This window comes from Tunturiibacter gelidiferens (genome assembly GCF_051013345.1).
Classification (GTDB): Bacteria; Acidobacteriota; Terriglobia; order Terriglobales; family Acidobacteriaceae; genus Edaphobacter; species Edaphobacter gelidiferens_A.
The window spans coordinates 3,251,515-3,273,146 of record NZ_CP132939.1; the positions used below are offsets into that span (position 1 = coordinate 3,251,515).

Annotated in this window: 19 protein-coding genes; 8 read left to right on the forward strand and 11 right to left on the reverse strand. The window is 58.5% G+C overall.

The genetic code is table 11. The annotated features are described in order from the left end of the window. Positions 1–28: 28 nt before the first annotated feature. From RBB80_RS16145 to RBB80_RS16155, 3 genes are all read right to left on the reverse strand, one after another. A complete protein-coding gene (locus RBB80_RS16145) occupies positions 29–1,525 on the reverse strand; it encodes a hypothetical protein (protein ID WP_433969355.1) in 1,497 nt (498 codons plus the stop codon). After that, on the reverse strand, positions 1,522–2,730 hold the full coding sequence (locus RBB80_RS16150; RefSeq protein ID WP_433969357.1) for a hypothetical protein: 1,209 nt from the start codon (positions 2,728–2,730) through the stop codon (positions 1,522–1,524). The genes RBB80_RS16145 and RBB80_RS16150 overlap by 4 nt, the downstream gene beginning before the upstream one ends. Positions 2,731–3,096: 366 nt before the next feature. Then, positions 3,097–3,726 (reverse strand): TetR/AcrR family transcriptional regulator, encoded by a 630-nt coding sequence (locus RBB80_RS16155; protein ID WP_433969358.1) that lies wholly within the window; start codon positions 3,724–3,726, stop codon positions 3,097–3,099. 295 nt (positions 3,727–4,021) lie between these two features. Between RBB80_RS16155 and RBB80_RS16160 the strand changes: the two genes are divergently transcribed. Both RBB80_RS16160 and RBB80_RS16165 read left to right on the forward strand, forming a co-directional pair. Then, complete coding sequence (locus RBB80_RS16160; RefSeq protein WP_433969360.1) at positions 4,022–5,605, forward strand: flavin monoamine oxidase family protein; 1,584 nt, start codon at positions 4,022–4,024, stop codon at positions 5,603–5,605. A 28-nt stretch (positions 5,606–5,633) separates the two neighbouring features. Next, the gene (locus tag RBB80_RS16165) at positions 5,634–6,125 is read left to right on the forward strand and encodes a RidA family protein (RefSeq protein WP_433969362.1); all 492 of its coding nucleotides are present in this window, start codon (positions 5,634–5,636) and stop codon (positions 6,123–6,125) included. Positions 6,126–6,279: 154 nt separating this feature from the next. On the opposite strand, the gene RBB80_RS16170 is transcribed toward RBB80_RS16165, so the two are convergent. Further along, positions 6,280–6,552 carry a hypothetical protein gene (locus RBB80_RS16170; protein WP_433969364.1) on the reverse strand — a complete coding sequence of 91 codons (273 nt, stop codon included), beginning with the start codon at positions 6,550–6,552 and terminating at the stop codon, positions 6,280–6,282. A gap of 174 nt (positions 6,553–6,726) precedes the next feature. Further along, entirely contained in the window at positions 6,727–6,900 is a 174-nt protein-coding gene (locus RBB80_RS16175) for a hypothetical protein (protein ID WP_433969366.1), read from the reverse strand. Between the two features lie 155 nt (positions 6,901–7,055). Between RBB80_RS16175 and RBB80_RS16180 the strand changes: the two genes are divergently transcribed. After that, the gene (locus RBB80_RS16180) at positions 7,056–7,436 is read left to right on the forward strand and encodes a HesB/IscA family protein (RefSeq protein ID WP_433969367.1); all 381 of its coding nucleotides are present in this window, start codon (positions 7,056–7,058) and stop codon (positions 7,434–7,436) included. A gap of 204 nt (positions 7,437–7,640) precedes the next feature. On the opposite strand, the gene RBB80_RS16185 is transcribed toward RBB80_RS16180, so the two are convergent. Continuing rightward, positions 7,641–8,582: a LysR family transcriptional regulator gene (locus tag RBB80_RS16185; RefSeq protein WP_433969369.1), complete on the reverse strand. Its 942-nt coding sequence runs from the start codon at positions 8,580–8,582 to the stop codon at positions 7,641–7,643. Between the two features lie 101 nt (positions 8,583–8,683). Between RBB80_RS16185 and RBB80_RS16190 the strand changes: the two genes are divergently transcribed. Then, positions 8,684–9,550 (forward strand): NmrA family NAD(P)-binding protein, encoded by an 867-nt coding sequence (locus RBB80_RS16190; RefSeq protein ID WP_433969371.1) that lies wholly within the window; start codon positions 8,684–8,686, stop codon positions 9,548–9,550. Positions 9,551–9,678: 128 nt separating this feature from the next. Here RBB80_RS16190 and RBB80_RS16195 read toward each other — a convergent pair whose 3' ends face one another. The 4 genes from RBB80_RS16195 to RBB80_RS16210 form a co-directional block, all read right to left on the reverse strand. Continuing rightward, positions 9,679–12,345: an ADOP family duplicated permease gene (locus RBB80_RS16195; protein ID WP_433969372.1), complete on the reverse strand. Its 2,667-nt coding sequence runs from the start codon at positions 12,343–12,345 to the stop codon at positions 9,679–9,681. Between the two features lie 17 nt (positions 12,346–12,362). Continuing rightward, positions 12,363–12,692, reverse strand: coding sequence for a PadR family transcriptional regulator (locus tag RBB80_RS16200; RefSeq protein ID WP_433969374.1), 330 nt, complete (start codon positions 12,690–12,692; stop codon positions 12,363–12,365). A gap of 136 nt (positions 12,693–12,828) precedes the next feature. Then, entirely contained in the window at positions 12,829–13,545 is a 717-nt protein-coding gene (locus tag RBB80_RS16205) for a hypothetical protein (protein ID WP_433969376.1), read from the reverse strand. Between the two features lie 148 nt (positions 13,546–13,693). After that, positions 13,694–15,343: a DHA2 family efflux MFS transporter permease subunit gene (locus RBB80_RS16210; protein ID WP_433969377.1), complete on the reverse strand. Its 1,650-nt coding sequence runs from the start codon at positions 15,341–15,343 to the stop codon at positions 13,694–13,696. 236 nt (positions 15,344–15,579) lie between these two features. Between RBB80_RS16210 and RBB80_RS16215 the strand changes: the two genes are divergently transcribed. Together RBB80_RS16215 and RBB80_RS16220 are read left to right on the forward strand one after the other, a co-directional pair. Next, positions 15,580–15,804, forward strand: a complete 225-nt coding sequence (locus RBB80_RS16215; protein ID WP_433969379.1) for a TetR/AcrR family transcriptional regulator — start codon at positions 15,580–15,582, stop codon at positions 15,802–15,804. Next, on the forward strand, positions 15,804–16,082 hold the full coding sequence (locus RBB80_RS16220; RefSeq protein WP_433969381.1) for a TetR family transcriptional regulator C-terminal domain-containing protein: 279 nt from the start codon (positions 15,804–15,806) through the stop codon (positions 16,080–16,082). Before RBB80_RS16215 ends, RBB80_RS16220 begins: the two co-directional genes overlap by 1 nt. A gap of 186 nt (positions 16,083–16,268) precedes the next feature. On the opposite strand, the gene RBB80_RS16225 is transcribed toward RBB80_RS16220, so the two are convergent. Then, positions 16,269–19,313 carry an FG-GAP-like repeat-containing protein gene (locus RBB80_RS16225; RefSeq protein ID WP_433969382.1) on the reverse strand — a complete coding sequence of 1,015 codons (3,045 nt, stop codon included), beginning with the start codon at positions 19,311–19,313 and terminating at the stop codon, positions 16,269–16,271. Positions 19,314–19,594: 281 nt separating this feature from the next. On the opposite strand from RBB80_RS16225, the gene RBB80_RS16230 reads away from it, so the two are divergent. Together RBB80_RS16230 and RBB80_RS16235 are read left to right on the forward strand one after the other, a co-directional pair. Next, positions 19,595–20,794: a type II secretion system F family protein gene (locus tag RBB80_RS16230; protein WP_433969384.1), complete on the forward strand. Its 1,200-nt coding sequence runs from the start codon at positions 19,595–19,597 to the stop codon at positions 20,792–20,794. A gap of 55 nt (positions 20,795–20,849) precedes the next feature. Continuing rightward, positions 20,850–21,560: a DUF2306 domain-containing protein gene (locus RBB80_RS16235; RefSeq protein WP_433969386.1), complete on the forward strand. Its 711-nt coding sequence runs from the start codon at positions 20,850–20,852 to the stop codon at positions 21,558–21,560. Positions 21,561–21,632: the final 72 nt, after the last annotated feature.

Here is a 21,632-nt window from a genome sequence, read left to right on the forward strand (position 1 = left end):
CTTACGACTGGGTCTCGAAGAGTTTTGCTTATGGGACGATGACGTCGAAGGCTCCGGTCTCAATCGTCGCGCTGTGTTTCATCTGGATGAAGATTCGATAGCGGCCAGACGAGGGAAATCCGTAAGGGAATTCGACGCTGCTAGAGAGCGGATCGCTGTGGGTCATCATGTCCATGTTCATGGCTCCACGGCGGTCGCTCGCATCACTCTCGTTGCTTCCGTTGGCGAGCATGAGCGCAGCCATGGCGGCGGAACCTTCGGGATGAGTGTGGGCAAAGACGGCGCCGTCGGTCTTGACGAAGGCTGCGTGACCCGCCATACCCATGTAAGGCTGGACGTCGGTTGCAGGCTTTCCGTTGGCGTCCAGGAGATGAAAGCGGAAGGCGTATGCGGTGTTTGCGCTGACGGTTGCCGGACGATCCCAGACCATTAAGTATCCATCAGGAAGTTTGTACGAGTTGCCGAGTTGACCCTGGCTGAGCGGCTGCGGAGATCCCTTTGCGTCGTCGGGGCCGATCGGTCCGCCTGGCATATCGGCTGGGACGGTGATGGTAGAGACGAGTGTTTCGGGGAAGCCGTTCGCGTGAACGATGTCACCGTAGAGCTTATAGGTGCCCGCGGGCATGGCGGGCAGCGAGATACGGAAGTCTCCTGCGGAGGCTGGTGCGGGATGCAGATGGAAGACTGCATCCATCTCCGGCTCTCGAATGGCGTAGAGATGCATCAGGTGTCCGTGGTCGGGAAGAAAGTCTTTATTGGAGCGGGAGCTTCGCTCTTTGCCACCGTCGTAAGACTGCACGTTGAGATCGAGGGTATTGCCTGAGAGTGCCGGTGTCACTGACATCGGGTGATAGACATCCATCGCGTAACTGGCGGCCTCGACGTTCCACCAGGCTGCGCCGCCCCATATCAAGAGAGCCATGACTACGAGGCTGCCTGCAGTTGCAAGAATGGCGCGGCGTCTGCGATTTGGAGATGGAATGGCGCCGGGTTCCAGGCGAGCGTCACGGACGGCCGCGGCGACGATACCGGCCATGCTGACAACCAGGAAGAGACCGAGGATTGCAAGAGTGACTCCGAGGCCGTGTTGCATCTTCAGGGTCGAGAGGGCGACGGCGGGTACTGGAACCGAGACGACTTGATCTCCGGCGTCTCCTGCAACCTCGAAGCGGACCTGCCAGGAGCCGGAGGCCATCATCCAGATGCTGCCGGTAAAGAATGCCGGGTCGGCGGTGGAGTTTGTCATCGGGTCGGACGTGGGAGGATGCTTCGACGCTTCGCCGGTGATTGGGAGAGGAGTAATGCGGATGCTTTTGACGGTCGCGCCGCTCGAACGCGCTTCGACGGAAGCTACACCGGGAATCACGATTGGCGTGCGGATGGTGACGAAGAGTTTGTAAGGTCCTGCATCGACCTGTTCATAGACATCTTTGCTCCCTACGTGAGCGCGGGCTCGAAGGGGAGCAGCGAAGGTACAGAGCACGAGGACGAGAAGGACGCGAACCGGACTGGACAAACACTTCACCGTTGCACGCTCCGCATCCAGCGTCCGAAGCTGAGGCCGATCCAGGTTCCGATTGAACCGTAGATTGCCGCGCGCAGCAGCCCGCCGAACAGAACGGAGCCGTGGTCGGGGTGGAGGAAGAGACGCAGGCGATCAAGGCCGTTTGGGCTGGAATTGTAGTCGAAGTAGATGGTGCCGAAGAAGCGATTCTCGGATGCCTTGGAGAGCAGGAAGGTGGCGAACGGCCACTCCACGATGACCAGCACGACGATGAACAAAAATCCGGAGACGAGAGCGACCATCCAGGGCTTCCAACTGCGGGTTCGCTGCCAGAGCAGATCGAGTGCAAGTGCGGGAGCGAAGATGAGGACGGGGAACTTCGCCGGGACCATGTGGGTGACGGGATAGAAGACGGGGCCGAGCTTGGGCTGTGCGGGGAAGAGAGGAAGGATGAGAATCTCCGCGATCGCGAAGACCATGTAGACCATCGCAGCGGAGGTGGCGGCCCACTTGTAGCGGGACGCCTGGGAGAGCATAGCGAAGACGACCGGAAGGCCGATTGCCATAGCGATGTAAGCAGAGGCAGAGTGGAGCTGGACGTCCCAGGTGTACTCGATCAGAAAGAACATCTGGCCGGCTACGAAGAGACCACCAACGTAGAGGAGGAGACGCTGGAGGGTCTTGAAGGTGTGTTCGCTGGACTGCGGTCCTTCGACTGCGCAGCGATTCATTGCGGCGAGGATGAGAAAGAGTATGCCGACTCCGACGCCGCGAATGCCGAGAATCAACAGCGTGTGTGGTGGACTTACGATCTTGACGTCGAGACCATACGCGGCGTGCCACCAGTTGTCGAACGGGGCTGAGGTGATCATCGCTATGCCACCCCAGGCTGCGATGAAGGCTCCGAGCGGGGCGCGGAAGCCGAGGACATTGACCGATGCGGCGCGAGTGCCGGAGGAGCGTCCGAAGGTGTTGACCAGGATGAGGTAGCCGCAGATGATCGCGGCCAGAACTCCGCAGGCGTAGATGGCCATGTGCGCCGGTGTCCAGAAGCTATCGCGGCCTATGGAGCGATGCCAGGAGACGTCCCAGGCTCCTCCGATGGAGGAGGAGGTGACGGCGAGGGCGCCCCACCATATATACCAGGGAACGCTTGAGGCTTTTGAGGCTACCAGCGTGCCGGTCTGCTTTTCAGCGTAGGGAGTGGGGAAGGTGGAAGAAGCCATGGCGACCTCGCTCTTGATTTGGTCCTATCTTATATGTTGCTTCGCGTTGATTTGTCAGGGCCGAGGGCACCCCCCCTGGGGGATACCCCTTGCTAAATTATTTGTTTACAGCTGTTTGCCAATTTAGGATCTTCCAAGATATTCATTCTAAAGCAGTTATGGGTAAATATTTCTAATGAAACGAGTTACGGGATTAAATGAGAAACCCGGCTAATTTGCCGGGTCTTCCTATCTCTTCTATCTCAGTATAACTGCTGGCGCGTAACTTATACGCCACGTGTATCTCTTTTATTTGCAGATAGATGGGTGGTTTCGGGGCTTGACAGGATTCTGATGTCTTTCCGAGCGCCCGCTCCAGTTGAGCGGTTATGCTTTTTTCGTGCGTGGAGTTGGGTTGGCGATCTTGCGCCTTGGTTTACTTGCGGTGCTCGTGCTTCGGACGAAGTTCGCCACGGCGTGAAGAACTTCATTCGAGAACGCGGCGTCGTCGACGGCACGGGCGATGACGAGGGCACCGACGAGGCTTGCGTAAAGTGCGATGGCTCGCTCGCGGCGGAGGCTGGCGGAGTTGCCCTGAACGATTGCGGACAGGTAATCGATGAAGGGCTTGAGCTCTTCGGTTACGTTGTGGCGCACGGCGGTGCTCTGCCGCGCGATCTCTGAGCCCAGAGCGGCTACGGTGCAGCCCCGGCCAGCGTTGTCGCGATGTTTGGCGGCGAGGTAGATGTTGGCCAGAGCGTGGACGGGGTCGCCACTGGTCTGGTCGAGTACTTTGATCCAGTTGTCGCGCATCTTTTGGACGGCGCGTCCGCAGGCCTGGGCGACGAGATCATCTTTTGATTTAAAGTGGCCATAGAATCCGCCATGAGTGAGGCCGGCGCTCTTCATGAGATCGGCGACACCGATGCCGTCGATGCCGCGCTCGCGAAAGAGCCTGGTTGCAACATCAAGGATTCGTTCGCGGTTCTCTGCTGCCCTGGCACGGCTTACTCTCATCGAAGATCGACCTTGGGTTTGATTGAAGTTCGAGTCTTATTTTATGACGATCGTCATCTTTGTCGCGTTTCGCCATGCCGCTTTAGATCGGCTGCCGAAATTTGCTGACCGGCACCGAAGTTTTGCGATAGAGTAGACACATCTTTTCGAAAAACTGATTTCTTTACCTCTGTGCTTCAGGCGATGCGGGTCCCGCGATCTCTTTGGCGGAGCTTCCATTCCTTTTCGTTCCATCAGGATGTTCGTTCTTTTGCAGCTGCATCAGGATTTGAATTCATTGGAAGAAAGAGGTGGCATGATGGGGATCTCCCGGCGCGATTTTCTGATGCGAGTAGGTCAGGTGGGTGGCTATAGTGCCGCGTTTGCGACAATGCAGTCTCTTGGGCTGATGCCGATGAAGGGTGCTGAGGCTGAGCCGATTCAGGCGGCGGCTGGGTCGGGCAAGGGCGTAAAGGTGGTGGTGCTGGGTGGTGGGATCGGCGGCCTGGTTTCAGCTTATGAGCTGCAAAAACTGGGATATGAAGTGACTCTGCTGGAGGCGCGCGAACGACCGGGTGGACGTAACTGGACGGGCAGGGGCGGGGCCGAGGTTTGCTTCTGCGATGGATCGAAGCAGGCGATCAAGTGGGACGAGGGGAACTACCAGAATCTTGGGCCGGCGCGGCTGCCGAGTACACACTGGACGATGCTGGGATATTGTCGCGAGCTCGGCGTTCCGATGGAGGTGGAGATCAATACGTCGCGCTCCACACTCCTTCAGAGCGATCGGGCGAATGGTGGGAAGCCGGTGCCGCAGAGGAAGGCGATCAACGATACGCGTGGGCATGTGTCGGAGCTGCTATCGAAGTGTGTTGCCCATGGGGCGCTGGATTCGGAGTTGAGCAAAGAAGACCGCGAGCGGATGACGGCGTTTCTGAAGATCTATGGACCGCTCGACGACAACGGCGCGTATGTTGGGTCTGAGCGGGCTGGATATAAGACGACGCCAGGCGCCGGGGCACAGGTGGGAGTGCCAGAGGTGCCGCTCGATATGCGGGTGCTGCTGGATGAAGGATTCTGGTATGAGCTGTTTATCGAAGAGGATTGGGACTGGCAGGCGACGATGATGCAGCCTGTGGGCGGGATGGACCGGATACCGTATGCGTTTGCGAAGGCGCTGGGACCGGTGGTGCAGTACAACTCGCCTGTGACGGAGATTCGGAAGACGTCGAACGGTGTTCGCGTGATGTATACGCAAGGCGGCGCGATGAAGCAGGTGGAGGCTTCCTACTGCATTATCGCGATGCCGTTTTCGATCTTGAAGAAAACTCCGAATGATCTATCACCGACGTTTAAGAAAGTGGTGGATGAGTGCACGATGGGCGGGGCGTACAAGATTGCTTGGGAGAGCAGAAGGTTCTGGGAGCAGGACTACAACATCTACGGTGGGCTGTCGTACCTGATGCAGGGGCCAAGCCCGATCTGGTATCCGTCGTCCCGGTTGATGCACCCGACGGGCGTGGTGGTGTCGGGTTATTCGGATGAGCTTGATACACCGTTCTACGACATGACTCTGGAACAGAAATTTGCCGCGTCGCGGGCGTCGATCGAGAAGATTCATCCGGGGCATGGGAGTGAGCTGAAGAACCCCGTGTTTTGCGGATGGAGCCGGGTGCCGTGGAATGAGGGCTCGTGGATTCGGAGTTATGGCGGCGGGAAGAGCGGATACGACGTGATCATCCAGGCGGATGGGCCAATCTACTTTGCCGGCGATACGGCAAGCCACATCGTCGGATGGCAGGAGGGCGCGGCGTTGAGTGCGCGCCGTGCGGTGGGGATGATCTCCGATAGGGTGAAATCGGCCAGACTTGCCGGGGCTGCTGGTGCGGTGCTTAGCTAAATTTTTCTGGAAGCATAGGGAGTGATTGATGAAGATTAAGCTTGGTGTGATGGCAGCAGCGTTGATGGCTGTTGCGTGTGGAGTGCAGGCACAGGTTGTAGTGAAGCATCTGCAGCCGAACGAGAAGTCGCCGATTGCGAATGGTGTTTGGGCTGGAGACACGCTCTATTTGAGCGGACAGCTGGCTTCGCCTGTGACGCCTGCCGATGAGGCGAAGGGGACTGCTGCGGTCTACGGCGATACGAAGACGCAGGCGATGAGCGCGCTAAACAAGATACAGGCGCTGTTGAAGGAGCAGGGATTGGATATGAAGGACGTCGTGAAGATGACGGTGTTCCTGGCAGGAGATCCGGAGAAGGGCGGCAAACTGGATTTTCCGGGGCTTCAGGCAGCGTATACACAGTTCTTTGGGACGAAGGATCAGCCGAATAAGCCTGCGAGGAGTGCAGTTCAAGTAGCGGCGTTGGCTGCTCCCTGGGCACTGATTGAGATAGAAGTGATTGCGGTGAGAGAGAAGTAAGGACACACGTTCGACGGCGAGAGGGTTGCGGTCTATCTCAGGAAGCCTTACCTCCCGTTGCTGGAGACAATTTTCCAAGGCATTCAGTGCGGCGGGTTTAGCATATGGCCGGCAAAATCCTTGCGGAGATGGCCGGCCCGTGTTTTTCGAAGATCTATCTTAGATGCTGCCAGGCGTCGAAGGTGAAGATGCCGATGATGCCTGCGGTCATGACTGCAGCCGCAACGCCGAAGACGCGGACGAATGGCGCGATCTTGGTGACTTTACGAACGATCTCGGTCTGCATTTGTTGTTCGTGAGTTGCGTTTTCACCGAGGAAGAGCTGGTCCTCTTCATAGCGGGTGAGCTGTCCCTTGTAGGCGAGTAGCGCGAGGAAACAGGCCGAAAATACCGCCCAGACGATTAGGAGAACAGGTAAAGCGCTCATAGCGGTTCCTCCGCCCTGTGATAGGGCCGACGTTTTTTCGGGCGGTCCCGTGTGCCGATTCGTGCGACTTATGTGTCTTTGGTAACGGGCCGTCCGTCGCAATGATACGCTCTGGGACTATTGATGGAACAGTGTTTTTCGAAGGGGAGGCTAAGTTATAACGGGCTTTAAATGTTAGCGATGAGAGGCCCAGTGGATGGCCAGAAACGCAATGGTTGCAACAATCGCGAGCACGCCAGACAGCATGACGAAGATGAACCATGCTGCACGATTTGCGGCTGTTGGCGAGGGCTGGGTGATGCCCATGGTTTTGATGAAGGTGTTCGAGATGAAGAGGAGGAGCTTCACGTTTGTGGATGGAGTGTCTAGTGGAATGGTAGCAGGTTCCTGAGCGAGCAGCTGAATCAGAATGGGCTGCGGTGCATCCTATGCAATGAGGGCTTGCCGGAGCAGTGGCAGGCGCATACACTTAAGATGTCTGAATAAGACAAGGAGATTTGCCGATGTCGACTGCTACTGTAACCCCCGAAGTCGTTGTTGGAGCACCTGCTTCCACCACGCCTGTGACCCTGACCCCTGCCGCGATCAACAAGGTACGGGAGATCATGGCGACTCAGACTCCGGTCCCTGCTGGGCTTCGAATTGGTGTGGTGGGTGGCGGATGTTCGGGTTTCCAGTACTCCATGTCGTTCGAAAATCAAAGCGGAATGATGGACAAGGTCTATAAGTTTGAGGATCTAAAGGTGTTTGTGGACGCGACTTCGGCGATGTACCTGAGCAACTGCACGGTGGATTATGTGGAGACGCTCGAGGCTGCCGGGTTCAAGTTCGAGAATGCCGCGGTGAAGAGCACCTGCGGTTGCGGATCGAGCTTCAGCGTTTAGTTTTTTTGAATTTGGCTTGAGAAAAAGCTCTGGCGGTTGCCGGGGCTTTTTCGCGTCTTTTGGGGATTTTTTGAGGGTGGTTTTAGAAAAAGTGCTGTTCTGGACGTGGTGTTTCGATGGTGGAGTTGTGGTGTTTTGCGTGGTGGATGTGGTGGCCTGGCATCGGTCTGGCGGACAACGAAAAATGAGCCAACTTTTTCAGATTTATTTTTGAGGAGGTGAGGGAGGGTTCGCGAGTTCGAGGACGAAGTCGAGGAAGGCGCGCAGTTTGGCGGGTGGAAGGTGGCGGGAGGGGTAGAGGGCGAAGAGGGGGAACTTTTCGTCGGGCCAATCGGGGAAGAGGTCGATGAGGTCGCCGCGGTCGAGGTGGGTTTGGACTGAGAGGGCGAGAACCTGGGCGATACCTGCTCCGGCGACGCAGGCCCCGAGGAAGGTGTGGGCGTCTGAGAGCACGAGACGGCCTGAGGTCTTGATTGGGACGATCCTGCGGCCGCGATGAAACTCCCACTCGTAGGGCTGGTTGGTTCGTGGATCTCGGAATTGGAGGCAATGGTGTTCTGCCAGGTCGGTGAGTTTTTCAGGGCGTCCGTGCCTGGCGAGATACGATGGTGCCGCGACAGTTACGATGTGGGTTTCGAGGAGCTTGCGCGCGACGAGTGAGGAGGAGGGCGGTTCGCCGAAGCGGACAGCCAGATCAAAGCCTTCGGCGACGAGGTCTCCCAACTCTGGGCGCGTGAGGAACTCGAGCGAGACCTCGGGGTAGCGGTCGAGGAAGCCGCCCAGATGCGGGGCGAGGAGAAGGCTGGAGAAGAGCGGGTCCATGTTGACGCGGAGGCGGCCCCGGACGGTGGCGGAAGACCCTGAGGCGAAGGTGACGGCATCGGCGATGCCGGAGAGGAGAGGGCTGGTCTCTTCGTAGAGGCGGCGGCCTTCGGCGGTCAGGGTGAGGGAGCGAGTGGTGCGGTCGAGCAGACGCACGCCTATGCGGGATTCGAGGCGGGCGATGGCGCGACTGACGGCTGGCTGAGTGATGCCGAGAGCCTCGGCTGCTCGGATGAAACTGCCGGCTTCGACAACCGCCATGAGTACGCTGACTCCGCTTAGCAGGCGATCATTCGGAGCGTTCGAGGGAGTCGTTTTATTCATAACCAGTGGTAATGATTGTAGTTCTGTTTATGTATGAATAGTCATTTCGATTTTCCCATCCTATATGCGGATCTGATTTTGATTCCTCAAGGAGATTGACCATGTTTGCAGTGATGGGAGTAACGGGTAATGTCGGCGGCGAGATGGCAAGAACTCTGCTGGCTGCGAAGAAGTCTGTGCGTGCGATAGTGCGCGATGCGAAGAAGGGTGAGGAGTGGGCGCGGCTGGGATGCGAGATCGCGGTTGCAGATCTGAATGATGTGGAGTCACTGACTGCAGCGTTTCAGGGAGTTGATGGCGTGTTTACGATGCTGCCGCCGATATACGATCCGACGCCCGGTTTCGCGGAGCATATCGCGATGTCGAAGGTTTTGACGGAGGCGTTACAGTCTGCGCGTCCGAAGCAGGTGGTGCATCTTTCGACGATTGGAGCACAGGCGACTGAACAGAATCTGCTGTCACTGCATACGATTCTCGAGAGGATGCTGGGAGAGGTATCCCTGCCGATTACGATTCTGCGGCCGGGTTGGTTTATGGAGAACTCAGCGCATAACGTCGCGTCTGCTCGGAATAAGGGCGTAGTTTATAGCTTCCTGGCTCCGGCTGATAAGGGGTTTCCGTTTATCGCGACAGCGGATATCGGGCAGCTTGGCGCTGAGTTGTTGCAGGAGACATGGACCGGGCATCGCGTGGTCGAGTTGACGGGGCCGCGACCTGTATCTCCGAATGATCTGGCTGCTGGATTTGCCAATGTGCTGGGGCGTCCGATTGCGGTGAAGATTGTTCCGCGTGAGGAGTGGGAGGCGCTGTCTCGTTCGCAGGGGATGAAGAATCCGACGCCGTGGATGCGGATGCTCGATGGATTCAATGAAGGCTGGATTGGATTTGAGAGACCCGCGGAGGTGCGGAAGGGCAAGGTTGAGTTGGAGACAGTTTTGAAGGGGCTGGTAGAACGGGCTGCCGGATAAGACCAAGCGCCATAGAGATGGTCTTCGGCAGTCCAACGTAGTCTCCGCGATGTGCCGAATGCAGTTCCCGTGGATGTATCTTTTTCAACTGCTCCGAAGTTGGGACTTACGGCGAAGTAGTTAACCGCTTACTCGGTCCTCAGGGCTTGCATGGGGTCGATCTTCAGAGCACGGATGGCGGGGATGGCGCAGGCGGCGACTGCGGTCAGCAGAAGGCTGCCGATCATGGCGGCGAAGACCACGGGATCGTAGGGGCTGGTTCCGAAGAGAATCGACCGGATGAGCGTTCCGACTACCGCGCCGCCTGCGAGGCCTATGAGCAGACCGAGGAAGACGGGACGCAGGCCATCGAGCAGGACGAGGCGCAGGACCTGGGAGCGTTGGGCGCCGAGTGCGATGCGGATCCCGATCTCGGTGATGCGCTGCGCGATGAGGTAGGAGAGGACGCCATAGAGTCCGATGGCGGCCAGAAGCAGCGAGAGCAGGGCGAAGGCGAGCGTGAGGGTGGCGCTGAAGCTTTGGCTGGCAGTGGTCTTGCCGAGGATCTGCTGCATGGTGAGGACGTCATAGACGGGAAGCGAAGGATCGAGCGCGGCCACTTGTTTCTGCACGGGAACAGAGAGCAGGAGCGGGTCTCCGACGGTGCGCACCATGATGGTGGCGCTGCTGACCTGGTTGGGAAGGCCGGACAAGATAGGAAAGTACATGGTGGGCTTTATGGGCTGGGCGACGTCGTAGACGGTGTCGCCGACTACGCCGATGATCTCGTAGTTTTCCACCTCTGGCGCGTCCCAGCTGACCCTGATGTGCCGGCCGATGGGGTTATCGCCGGAGAAGAATTGGTCGGCGAGTTTTTTACTGATGACCATGTAGTGGTCACGGGTGAGACGCTCTTGATTGGTGAAGACCCGGCCACGCAGTAGGGGAATCTGCATGACTTTGAAGTATTCGGGATCGGCGGAACGATAGATGGCGTCGTCCTGCAGGACGGAGGCGGCGGGCGGGTGCTCGGGGATGGTGAAGACGTCGTCGCCTTCGTAGCCGCCGCCGGGAGGAGTGGAGACGAGGGCTGCAGAGGTGACTCCAGGTAGCCGGCGCACTCGTTCGAGCAGAGACTCATGGAAGGCTATGACCTTTTCTCTGGTGTTGTACTGATTCTCGGGCAGGCCGTACTTGATGGTGAGGACACGATCGGTGACACAGCCAAGATCGGTGGTTCTGAGATGCATGAAGCTTTTGAAGAGGAGGCCGGCGGAGAAGAGCAGGATGACGGTGAGCGCGATCTCGACGGCGAGCAGAGTTTTACGTATGGTTGCGCGTGAGGTGCTGCCCCCGATGGATCGCGAGGACTCCTGAAGGATCCCGAAGGCCATCTTTCCCGTCGCTGAGATGGCGGGCAGCAGACCTGCCAACAGCGCCGTCAACAGAACGAGACCCATGGAGAAGGCGAGGACGGTGGTGTCTATCTGGACGACCTCCGCGCGGGGCAGGGCCTTCCAATGCGTTGCGAGCCAGCGGGTTGTAAGCGCAGAGATTGCCAGTCCGAGTACACCCCCGGCGGTGCAGATCAACAGGCTTTCGGTCATCTGCTCGCGGATGAGGGTGAGACGGGTGCCACCGAGCGCGCCACGCACGGCGATCTCTTTGCGTCGGGCCGCGCTGCGTGCGACGAAGAGGTTGGAGACGTTGAGGCAGGCGATGAGCAACATGCAGCCGACAGCGCAAAAGAGGACGGTGAGTGGAGTCTTTATGTCCTGGACCACGTCGTCGATCATGGGTCGAAAGACGGCCCCTTCCGCCACGGGCTTTGATGCGTTCGCCAGATGCAGTTGGTACTGCAGGGCGCTGACTTGTTCGATTGCCGATGCCGCGGTGACTCCGGGCTTGAGCCTGGCGATCACTAGGCTTTGATGATTGTCGTGCGCGTCGTATTGGCGTGCCGTGAAGGTCTGGGCGTAGGGCACCCAGACCTGCGTCCGTGCATCGGGATAGGTAAACCAGGCGGGGAGGACACCGATGACCGTGTAGGGATTGCTATCGAGACGGATCTGCTTGCCTACGATGGAGGCGTCTCCGGCAAAGCGCCTTTGAAAGAGGTTCCAGGTGAGGAGAACGACGTGGTTGGCACCGACCTGATCTTCTTCGGGTGTAAAAGAGCGGCCGAGGGCCATCTGAATACCGAGGAGGGGAAAGAGATTCCAGGAACCTCCGGCGGCCTGAACCACCTCGGGAAGTTCGGCGTGTTCGCCGGCGAGATTGAAGCCATATTCGCGCCATGCGGCCATGTCCTGATAGCCGTTGGTGTGTGCGCGCCAGTCGCGGAAGTCGGCCGGTGCGACGACGTTGAATCCATCCCCGATTTCGTTGGTTTGAAAGTGCTCGTAGACCATGACGAGGCTATTGGGATCGTGGAAGGGAAGCGGCTTAAGCAGGACGGCACGGACGATGGTGAAGAGCGAGGTGGTGGCGCCGATGCCGAGGGCCATGACGAGGACGGCGACGATGGCGAATCCGGGAGAGCGGAGGAGGGTTCGGGCGCCGTATCGTACATCGCGGGCGAACTTTTCCAGCCAGTTCCAACTCCAGGTTGAACGCGCCTGGTCATGGAGAAGGGTTGGGTTGCCAAAGGTGCGCAGGGCGGCGGAGCGTGCCTGATCCGGGGCCATTCCGCCGGCTATGTTTTCGGTGATTTGTTGATCGAGGTGAAACTGCATCTCCTGGTCGAGACGAGCTGTTTCAGAGTTGCGGCGGAAAAGCATCAACATGGCCATGCGGAGACGTTGGATCCAGCGCATCTCGAGTACCTCCGTTGCTAAACGTTCTCGACCACCAGGTTGATGGCGTTGGAGAGCCTGCTCCAGCTTTGCTTCTCGCGCTCCAGTTGGGTGCGTCCGGCGGCGGTGAGGGAGTAGAACTTGGCCTGTCGGCCGGTTTCGGTCTCACTCCACTTAGCGCGTATCCATGCCTGCTGCTCGAGGCGATGGAGAGCGGGATAGAGAGAGCCCTGCTGCACCTGGAGGACCTCGTTCGAGATCTGCTGGATGCGCTTGGCGATGGCCCAGCCGTGCATCGGCTCGAGTGCGATGGTTTTGAGGATGAGGAGGTCTAATGTTCCCTGGACGAGATCGCTTGGCTTACCCATACTGTGACTATCTACACAAGAGTATTGTAGATAGTCAACAATTATTTTTGACCTCTGGTGCGTATGAGGACGCGCTGCCGGATAAGTTTCCGGCGCGAAATGAGAAGCGGTGTGTTGAGTGAGTGGATTTCGCCTGTCAGTGCGTAGCCTGCGGAGCGGGAGTGCCGTCAGACCAGTGCTCAACCGTCAAGAGAAAGACGGTCATCCGGTCTTCGGGGACATTGCCGGCCATCGCGGGCACGCCAGCCAGATTGGCTCCCCAGCTTTGAGCCGAGTCGCCCGGGACGTACCACATCATGTGCGGATGCCAGTGCATGTCCCCGTCGCTGAGGTACTGCTGCTTCGACATCATGTAGCACATCGCATTCGGTTCCAGCGTCGGAAATTCTTTCCTATCCATTGCCGCTTTGAGAGTCTGCGCGATTTCCACCTTTGACTTTCCTGCCAGCACCAGTTTGGTCTTCATGAGGACAATAGGCAGATAGGTCCTTGCGGCTGGCGTATTCAAGCAGTGAGGGGCTCTAACTTTGGGGTTCCAGAACTCGGGATCGTCAGTGGCCTTGGCCCATGACCGCTCTACCAGACAGACAAAGCCATTTCCGCCCTTTACTGCGGTCGTGTATCCGTCCCGCCCGAGCACGAGTACCTCTGCTCCGTCCGCAATGGACGCGGGAGCAGCACTGCGAGCGAGCTCGATTTCGGAAGCTTTCTCGGGAATGAAGTACTGATCGAGAGGAGCCGCGGCGGGATACGGAGCCGGCTGTGCCTGCGTTCGCGCCTGCCAGATCGCGCCAGGAACGACAAATTCCACTGTGACTATTAAGGCGATGAGACTCATCAGCTTCTTCGGCATGGAGTTCTCCAGTGCACGTATTCTCCGCTTCAGGCCCGCGCTTACCGGGTCGGTATCGGCACACAGCTATCGTGCGGATAGTAGACCACAGAGTCGGTTTGTGGGTAGTGTTTCCACAGCGCTTTTTTGAACTGCGACTGCGTTTGGGTTAGTGGGCTCCTTCGGACTTGCCGCTGGGTTTGAAGGCCTTGGTGAGCAGGACCAAGGGGGCGGCGATGAGGGTGATGATGCCGATGATGTGGAAGCAGTCCATGAAGGCGAGGAGTTGAGTCTGGGCGTGGAGCTGGTCGTAGACGCGTCCGTAGGCTGCGGTGACGGCGTCGGCTGGGGAGAAGCCGTGGGATTGCAGGTAGGCTGCGGTCTGGTGGATGTTCTGCTGGAGGGTGCCTGACGAGGCGGCGATGGTTGAGCCGACGCGATCCTGGTGGAAGTTCTGACGGCGCTCGGACATGGTGGTGATGAAGGCGATGCCGAAACTGCCGCCCCAGTTGCGGAAGAAGTTGGTGAGGGATGAGGCTTTGTTGTTTTGTGCCGGGCTGAGCTGCGAGTAGGCGATGACCGAGAGCGGCACGAAGAAGAAGCCGTAGCCGAGGCCCTGCAGGGCGCGGGCGAGGGCGTAGTGTTTGTAGTCGGTGTCGAGGTTGAAGTGGCTGTAGTGGAGGAAGGACATGCCGACGATCATGACGGCTCCGAAGAGCAGGATGCGCGGTTTGACGATGCCTCGCTGGACCAGTTGCGCGCCTACGGGGGCGAGGAAGGTGATGACTAATGCTCCGGGTCCGAGGACAAGGCCGGCGTCGATGGCGCGGTAGCCGTAGAGGGACTGGAGGAGCTGCGGGATCATGGTGGTGGAGGCGAAGAGGCCAAAGCCGAAGACGAAGTAGAAGAAGTTGGCGAGGGCGAAGTTGCGGATCTTGAGCAGGCGGAAGTCGATGATGGGGTCGGGGACGTGGAGCTCCCAGAGGACGGCCGCGGTGAGGCAGCCGACGCCAATGACGAACATCCAGATGATGAAGGGGGAGCCGAACCAGTCGTCGATCTGGCCGCGGTCGAGGAGGACTTCGAGAGCCGCGGAGCCGAGGCCTACGAGGGCGATGCCGATGCCATCGACGCGAAGCTTGCCGTTGACGCGGACGGTCTTGCGCTCTTCGGCGTAGGCGGGCGGGTCATGGACGAAGCGGTTGGTGAGGAAGAGGGAGAGCAGGCCGACGGGGATGTTGATGAAGAAGACCCAGCGCCAGTTGTAGTTGTCGGTGATCCAGCCGCCGAGGACGGGGCCTATGGCGGGGGCCGTGACGATGGCTACGGTGTAGAGGGCGAAGGCGGAGGCGCGTTTGGCGGGAGGGAAGGCGTCGACGAGGATGGCCTGCTCGACCGGGGCGAGACCGCCGCCGCCGATGCCTTGAAGGACGCGCGAGAGGAGCATGATGCCCAGGGTGGGGGCAATGCCGCAGAAGAAGGAGGTGATGGTGAAGAGCGCCACGCAGGCCATGTAGTAGGTCTTGCGGCCGAAGACGCGGGAGAGCCAGGCGGACATGGGCAGGACGACGGCGTTGGCGACGAGGTAGGTGGTGAGGATCCAGGTGACCTCGTCGTAGGAGCGGCCGAGACCGCCGGCGATGTAGGGGAGAGAGACGTTGGCGATGGAGGTGTCGAGCAACTCCATGAAGGTGGCCAGGGTGACGGTGAGCGCGACGACCCAGGGATTGATGACGGGGCGGGTGCGGGGGGCTTGAGCAACTTTTTCAGGCTTTGGCGGGGCGGCTTGGATTGGTTCAATGAGGGTGGCTGTGGCCATGGATGTGTCGATCTCCTCTCGAACCGCTTGTAAGGCCTCTCTCAAAAAGAGACTGAACGGTTTCTTTAAGCATCTGATTCGTTAGAAGTGCCGCACGATGCGTTTTCTTGCTGCTGTAGGATTTCGAAGCAGGTATGCGGCGAGGGTAAAGTTATGGGAAAAGGTGAGTTGACGCGGCAGAGAATCATCGAGGAGGCGGCTCCGATCTTCAACCAGAGGGGTTTGCCGGGTGCTCGATGCAGGACGTGCTGGACGCTACTGGATTGGAGAAGGGTGGGGTTTACCGGCACTTCGTCAGCAAGGAGGAACTGGCGGCGGAGGCGTTTCGGTATGCATGGGCTCGGGTGGCGAAGGCGAGGCGGGAGGGGCAGGATGCGATTCCGGGGGCGGTGGAGAAGCTGAAGTATTCAGTGAGGCGGTTTGCGGAGACTCCTGGGGTCTTTCCGGGGGGTGTCCGCTGATGAATACGGCTATCGATGCGGATGATGGGAATCCGGTGCTGCGGAGCCTGGTGTGCGCGGCGATGAAAGAGTGGAAGGCTCGGCTTGCGAGCATTGTCGAGGATGGGATCGCGGAGGGGGAGATCCGGGACGGGGTTGAGCCGCGGCGGATTGCGAATACGATTATTGCGACGCTGGAGGGAGCGTTGATGATCAGCCGGCTGGAGGGGAATCGCACTGCGGTTCAGGATGCGCGCGAGACGCTGGAGCTGATGCTGGGAGGGATTGCGGCTGCCTGACGGGAACATGTTTGAGTCAAGACGGCAACCTCATCGCAGAAGTTGGTCTTATCGAAGAGTGGATGGAGACTGAAGGCTCGATGAGGTTCTTATGGTAGAGTAGGAAAAATCCCCGATTGATCTTATTGATCACGGGGATTTTTCCTTCTTAGTAACGTTTGAAAACGACTTTCTTTGCGCCGCTCGTCATTGCACAGTCACTTGAAAGTTGATGGCGTGTGCAAGATTGCCAGAGGAGTCTGCCGTGGTTAGGGTGATGGTCTGAACGCCCGCCGGGGTGCCCGGATTGGTGACAGGGTTGGAGGGAGAGGAGGAACTGCAGCCTGAGAACGAGAGCAGGCCAGCGGCCAACAGGAGTGTAAGGAGGCCTGCGCGCGCGAGATGACGATTGAGTCTGAAGATGCGGCGTGGGGACAGGGTCAGCAAGAGGAGACTGGCCCAGGCGATCCCTTGCAGCGGAACGGAGAGCCCGCGCAGGAGGGCGGTTGTTGGTGCGGTTGTTGTGATGGTCAGGGTGGACGTCGCTGCTCCGCTGGAAGGGGTTACAGAGGATGGGGAGAAGTTACAAGCCACTCCGATAGGCAGAGTGCCGCAGGAGAACTTCACTGTGCCCGTGTAGCCTCCTACAGGAGTAACGGTGAGTGTGGTCGTTGCGGACTGTCCGGCCTTGATGATCGCGGAGGACGGGGAGGCGGTGATGGTGTAGTCCGGTGCGGCGACTGTGACTGTGACTGGTGCGGAGGTGCTGCTGAGGTTCGCAACGTCGCCCGCGTAGGTTGCCGTGACGGTGTAACTGCCGATGGTAGTGAAGGCGAAGGACAGGGTCGCCACTCCGTCGACTAGAGATTCGGTGCCGAGAGTTGCGGTCGGCGAGGCGAATGTAACTTTACCGGTGGGGGTGGCGCCAGTGATTGTGGCGGTGAGGGTGAGTTGTTGGCCGGGCGCTGCGCTACTTGCGGAGGTCGTGAGGGTGGTCTTCGAGGGAAGAGGCGCTGGAGTTGTGGGAGCGGGATTGAGCTGATTGATGAACGAGGTTACTCCTCCACCACTGTTGAATACGAAGTCAAGGGTATGGTCATTCGGAAGGCTTGGAGCCTGATTGTTGACGCGCGCAAAGGCACCCACAGCGCCCGCGTTGGGATAAGTGTTCGGATCGGGCGTGAAGTTGCCGGTGCCATCACCAAAGAATATGGAAAGCTGGATACTTGCTAGAAGCAGATCGACATGACCGTCTCCATTGACATCGCCGATGTAAGCCGAGCCTGTAAGAGAAGTGGTGAAGTAAGGTGTGGCCTGGAATGTGCCATCACCGTTGCCAGCGTATATTGCAGTCGCGGTGTAGTTATTGATTACAAGATCGGCTTTTCCGTCACCGTTCAAGTCGGCTACTGCCAAGATTGTTCCAGTGATACCGAGGGGGAGCTGCTGGAATGTGCCATCGCCGTTTCCTAAGCTGATCGTGTTCGTTCCGACGATGTCGAGCTTTCCATCATTATTAACGTCGGCGGCGAAGCTAACAGCGCTGAAGGGTAGAGACAGCGAAACCGGAGCTGCAAAGGTGCCGTCTCCTTTGCCCGCGAGAAAGAGAACACCGCTTGGTGGTGCTGGCTCGACGCAGATGCAGCCGAAAGGAATAATCAGATCCAGAATTTTATCGCCGTTGAAATCACCTACCAAAGGGATATCGACTGCGGTTACCGGTAGAACTATACCTGTTGCCGGAGGCTGGAATGTGCCGTCGCTGTTCCCGCTGTAGAAGAAGAGTTGGCCGTTGCTAGGCGCTGGTTGATTGGGACCGGCGTGGGGGTGAATATACGTTCCGGGATAGATGGTGATTGAGTCAACCTTTCCATCGCCGTTGAAATCTCCTGTGACAATGCTTTGCCCAGTGGTTGCGTTTTGGCTGGTGGTTGAGAACCGCCCATTGCCGCGACCAAGGGCGGCCACAAGGTTAGAAGCAGAGTCAATGCATAGCGTGTCAGTAAGACCATCTGAGTTGAGGTCGGCAAATACGCACGAGCCGATGGCGGCATTCAGGATCGTAGCTGGTGGCGCCTGAAAGGTGCCGTCGCCATTGCCGGGAACGATAATTGTCCCAGGTTGTATGGATGTGAACAGGAGATTCGTGTTTCCACCGGTGCCAAGCTGTGTGGTTACAGTACTCCCAGTCACGCCGTAGGCTGGCCCTGCGGAGAAATTACCCTTACCGTCATTGAGATCGATTATCGTGCTGTTGGATCCGACCAGTGCGAGATTGATCTCGGTGCTGGTGGCTGTGTTCTGAAAGGGAACGATTGTCGGAAGGCCAAATGATGTTGGGATCGGCAGTGTCCCAGCTGTCGTGAATTGTCCATTGGAAGTTCCTAGCAAGATTTGAAGCGAATCTGTAGCCGCCCCAGTCACCGGATCGTTGACCACATTGATATAGGCAATATCGGTCTTCCCATCGCTGTTGAAGTCGCCTGTAACATAGCCAGAGGTTGCAGTGGTTAGAACCGGCGGTTGCAGCGTACCGTCGCCGTTGCCATAGAAGACCTGGGCAGGGTTGCCTGCAATGATGTCCTGTTTCCCGTCGCCGTTGAAGTCTCCAACATTAATCGCGAATCGAGATTCTGTCTGTTTTTGCGGGTAGTTGGTGAACGGTGAGAGAGTTCCGGGTGCGCCGCTACCCTTATTGAGCAGGACCGCGACTGATGCGAGGACACCCGAATTCGGGGGATCAGTAGAGACAGTCACAGCAATATCGGGGTACCCGTCTCCGTTGAGGTCAACCGGTGGAGCGATCGTGAAGACGTTCGCAACCGCATAGTACGACGGAGTCTGAAAGGTGCCGTCCCCATTCCCGAAGAGCACGACGACGTAGCCTTCCTGGCAGGTGAGAACGACGTCGAGCTTGGAGTCCTTGTTCATGTCCGCGGCGACGAGATACTGCGGGGTGCAACTTAGGCCGTTGGTGACGACAGAGACCGTCGGATTGTTTGGACCTTCGTTAAGGACGACTGTGACCCCATTATTTTGGTAGTACGGAGCTCCCGCGGTAGAGAGGTAAGCCTGGTCCGGCAGACCGTTGCCGTCGAAGTCGCCTATCACGCCTGCCGACACGAGGGTCGTAGGCGAGATGATGGGCAGAGGATAGATGGGCGGTTGAGTCTGAGCGACGGCAGGGAGGGTGAGGAATGGGGCGATCAGGAAGGCGAGGAGCGATCGGGCTCCGGAGGGGTTTTGAACCAAGAGGTGGCAGTCATTGTGGCATGTCCTTCAAAGATGCTCAGCGGGAAGAGGTTTGTGAATCTCGTACCGTGCTTTTAGCGGGAGTCATGCTACCTGCGAATCTCACTGGAGGTGACCCGGAATGTCACACCGGATCATACAAGAGGGCGGTTGCCCCGTCGCTATGAATTTATGACCTGTTTGGGGGATGGAGACGGTGTGCCATTCTGGCACGCGTTTTGGTTGTGGGAACGTCTAAGATGGACGAGTAGCTTTGAGCGGAGACGGGTGCCGTAGGGTTTATGACTGAGTTTGTGATCAAGCTGGCGGATGAGCGTGGACGGGTGATGGAGCAGAGCCATGCGGCCGCTACGGCTGAGGAGCTGAAGGCGCGGTTTACGCAGGCGGGGTATTACGTCTATTCGGTGAAGGCGAAGAGTGCTCTGGGGGCGAGCAAGAAGAAGGTGAAGCTGGAGACGTTTCTGGTCTTCAATCAACAGTTTTTGACGCTGATCAAGGCGGGGCTGCCGATTCTTGGGTCGCTGGAACTGCTGGGTAAGCGGCAGAAGATTCCTCACTTTCGCGCGCAGTTGGAGGACGTGGCGTCGCGGGTGAAGACGGGAGAGTCGATCTCGCAGGCGTTCGAGGCGCAGGGCGGATTTCCGATTGTGTATACGACGACGCTGCTGGCGGGAGAGCGGTCGGGAAATCTGGAAGAGGTGCTGCAGAGGTTTCTGGACTTTCAACGGGTGTCGCTGACGTTTCGGAAGAAGCTGAAGGCGAGCTTGATCTATCCGGCGCTGCTGGTGGTGATGGTGATCGGGTTGTTTATCTTCCTGATCACGTTTGTGGTGCCGCGGTTTGCGCAGCTCTATGACCAGCTGGGGACGAAGCTGCCGGCGTTAACTACGTTTTTGTTGGATTTGGGGCGTGAGGCGCAGTCTTACGGAATCTATGTAGCTGTGGTGGTGGGTGTGGTTGGGTTTTTGCTGTATCGCTGGTCGAAGACGGATGCGGGCGCGAGACTGATCGACAAGATTCGGATCAAGCTGCCGGTGTTTGGCAGTGTGTGGTTGAAGTATCAGGTGGGATTGTTTTCGCGGACACTTTCGACACTGTTGACGGGTGGTTTGCCCCTGGTGCCCTCGTTGGAGACGGCGGCGAAGTCGATCGATTCGCGGGAGATTGCGAGCGCGGTTTATAAGTCGGTGGAGACGGTTCGCGAGGGGAAGGGCTTGTCGGTCAGTCTGCAGGCGACGAAGGTTTTTCCAGAGCTGGCGATCGAGATGATCGAGGTGGGCGAGTCGACCGGCGCGCTGCCGCAGATGCTGAATTCGGTGGCGGAGTTCTTTGAAGAGGACGTGCAGACGAATCTTACCGCCGCGATGAGTCTGATCGAGCCTCTGATCCTGATCATGATGGGGCTGGTGGTGACGACGATTCTGATTGCGCTGTATCTGCCTATCTTCAGCCTGAGCGCGGGCGGTTCCGGGGGACAGTAGGGAACGGCGGGATTGTTCGTTGCGTACCCTTTCGCAGGTCTGAGCGGAGTGCGGCTTGGCCTCGCCGCAGGGAGGGTTTATGGATGCGAAGGCTCCGGCACGGGTGGTCGAGATGCGAGGGGGTGCTGCTCGCGGTGTTCCTTCTCTGTCTCGGGGGTTTGGGTATCCTCGCTGGCTGAAGGTGGGATTCTGGTTCTGCGTGGTGATCGCGGTGGCGGTGGTGTTGCGTCGAGTCTCGGTGCTTGCTCATCCTGCTCAGGGTGGATCGTCGCCCACGGCGGCGCTAGATGTGGTGTTTGCATCGCATGCTGCTTTGACGCTCGCGCACATTCTTCCGGCGATGGCGTTTGTTTTGCTGAGTCCGTTTGTGCTGTTGCAGCGCGCTGGTGGGGCGTGGGCGGAACGGCTGTTCTTTCCTTTGGGGGCTTGGGTGGGACTCACTGCTTACGCCATGAGCACACATCCGGTTGGTGGGTGGGTAGAGCGGTCGGCTGTTCTGTTGTTCAACAGCCTCTTCTTGTTTTCGCTGCTGCGGGCCTTTATGGCTGCGCGGCGGGGTGATGCGGTCGAAAAGATGCGGTGGATGATGCGGGCCGTTGCGATTCTTCTTGGTATTGCGACTACGCGGCCGGTGATGGGCGTCTTCTTCGCGACGAGCCGTTTGACGCATCTTGAGCCGGCGCAGTTCTTCGGCGTTGCGTTCTGGATCGGCTTTTCGATCAACACGATCGCGATCGAGCTTTGGTTGCGTTCTAGGGGAGAGTGACTTCCTGTTGCGGGGTAGGGCGCATTCAAGCCGGGGATTTCGGGGGAGAGGTTACAATTCGTCAAGCTTTGG

Excerpts from the sequence above, each read along its gene's own strand:
- RBB80_RS16165 (WP_433969362.1), top strand. The coding sequence starts at position 5,634 with ATGAAGATTAAGCTTGGTGTGATGGCAGCAGCGTTGATGGCTGTTGCG.
- RBB80_RS16195 (WP_433969372.1), bottom strand. The coding sequence starts at position 12,345 with ATGCGCTGGATCCAACGTCTCCGCATGGCCATGTTGATGCTTTTCCGC.
- RBB80_RS16230 (WP_433969384.1), top strand. The coding sequence starts at position 19,595 with ATGACTGAGTTTGTGATCAAGCTGGCGGATGAGCGTGGACGGGTGATG.
- RBB80_RS16220 (WP_433969381.1), top strand. The coding sequence starts at position 15,804 with ATGAATACGGCTATCGATGCGGATGATGGGAATCCGGTGCTGCGGAGC.
- RBB80_RS16215 (WP_433969379.1), top strand. The coding sequence starts at position 15,580 with ATGCAGGACGTGCTGGACGCTACTGGATTGGAGAAGGGTGGGGTTTAC.
- RBB80_RS16190 (WP_433969371.1), top strand. The coding sequence starts at position 8,684 with ATGTTTGCAGTGATGGGAGTAACGGGTAATGTCGGCGGCGAGATGGCA.
- RBB80_RS16205 (WP_433969376.1), bottom strand. The coding sequence starts at position 13,545 with ATGCCGAAGAAGCTGATGAGTCTCATCGCCTTAATAGTCACAGTGGAA.
- RBB80_RS16150 (WP_433969357.1), bottom strand. The coding sequence starts at position 2,730 with ATGGCTTCTTCCACCTTCCCCACTCCCTACGCTGAAAAGCAGACCGGC.
- RBB80_RS16180 (WP_433969367.1), top strand. The coding sequence starts at position 7,056 with ATGTCGACTGCTACTGTAACCCCCGAAGTCGTTGTTGGAGCACCTGCT.
- RBB80_RS16160 (WP_433969360.1), top strand. The coding sequence starts at position 4,022 with ATGATGGGGATCTCCCGGCGCGATTTTCTGATGCGAGTAGGTCAGGTG.
- RBB80_RS16200 (WP_433969374.1), bottom strand. The coding sequence starts at position 12,692 with ATGGGTAAGCCAAGCGATCTCGTCCAGGGAACATTAGACCTCCTCATC.
- RBB80_RS16210 (WP_433969377.1), bottom strand. The coding sequence starts at position 15,343 with ATGGCCACAGCCACCCTCATTGAACCAATCCAAGCCGCCCCGCCAAAG.
- RBB80_RS16170 (WP_433969364.1), bottom strand. The coding sequence starts at position 6,552 with ATGAGCGCTTTACCTGTTCTCCTAATCGTCTGGGCGGTATTTTCGGCC.
- RBB80_RS16155 (WP_433969358.1), bottom strand. The coding sequence starts at position 3,726 with ATGAGAGTAAGCCGTGCCAGGGCAGCAGAGAACCGCGAACGAATCCTT.
- RBB80_RS16185 (WP_433969369.1), bottom strand. The coding sequence starts at position 8,582 with ATGAATAAAACGACTCCCTCGAACGCTCCGAATGATCGCCTGCTAAGC.